This window comes from Psychrobacter sp. 1U2, from assembly GCF_051847575.1.
Map to the genome: position 1 here is coordinate 1 of NZ_JBPYDC010000395.1, position 1,131 is coordinate 1,131.

1 protein-coding gene is annotated in these 1,131 nt (G+C 41.6%); it reads right to left on the reverse strand.

The window, feature by feature from the left end; translation table 11 throughout:
• On the reverse strand, window positions 1-1,131 hold a 1,131-nt coding region (locus ACS8FD_RS16095; RefSeq protein ID WP_439276586.1), incomplete at both ends, for an LPS-assembly protein LptD.

Consider the following 1,131-nt stretch of genomic DNA (forward strand, 5'->3'; position numbering starts at 1 on the left):
GTTGAATAGGCTATTGTTTGATGGCTGATAACGCAATTCTGTCGTAAGGTAGTTAATATCATAGCTATTATTTAAAGCGCCACTAACATCAACCCACACATTATTATAAGGTTGAGCGCTAGCATTCCATACCATCCCAGAGGACGACGTGTTAAATACGGGCGTTTGATCATCGAGATTGACGCGACCATCACCATAGTAGAACTGCTCTGCAATGCTACCATCAAAACGTGTCACGCCCGTTGCATCGATGTAACGATAATTGATACCAGGAGTAATGGCATGCAAGTCCTGCAAGCGGTCATGTCCTAAAAACCAACTGTCCGAAAACAGCTGTTCATAATTGATAGACGCAATACGAGTATTAAAGTTGGGTATATCATTTTGATCTTCAAAAGGCGAATAAGTGTATTTTAGACGCGGGCTAAGTAGCTGATATCCACCCATGGTGTCGTCAAAAGCACCAAAAGGTGAGCCTGCACGATAAAGGTGCAATCCAGCATCAATACTGGCCTGTGGTACAAAGACCGATTGACTACCATCTTCTTTATTCAGTTGGTTGTCTTCTAAGCTGTCTTGATCATAAGAGGTGTATAAGTGTTGCAAACTAAGCTTTGGTTTTACATAACCCCATGCCGCTTCAATTGGATAAGTAGTACTTAATTTGTTATAGACACGTATACCGCTTTTTTCGTCTTCAGAGCCATCATCAATAGATTTTTTGAAGTAAGCTGAATCGTGAACGCCTGTAATGTCAAAGGCGTCTAACCAAGGCAGACGATAATTGAGCGATAACTGCGGCAAGCGTGAGTAAGGTTTGTCTTTGTCTTCTAACGCGTCACCATCGTTATCAAAAGCGTCAAGTGTTTGAAAGGTTTCAAGCTTTAGTTCGCCATTAACGTAGTCGTTGTAATAGTTGAGCCGAGCGCGTCTCGGTAAGTTTACTGTACTATCAGACAAACCAAGGGTATCAAAGTCGTTTAAGTAATCTTCATCAGACACATAGCTGTACTTGGCATCACCACTTAAACGCGGGATGCTACTTGATGACCAGTAGTGATCATAAAAAAAGCTGCTGCGATCCTCGCCATCATATTTTCTATCATTGGGTAAGTATGAGCCGTTAAATAT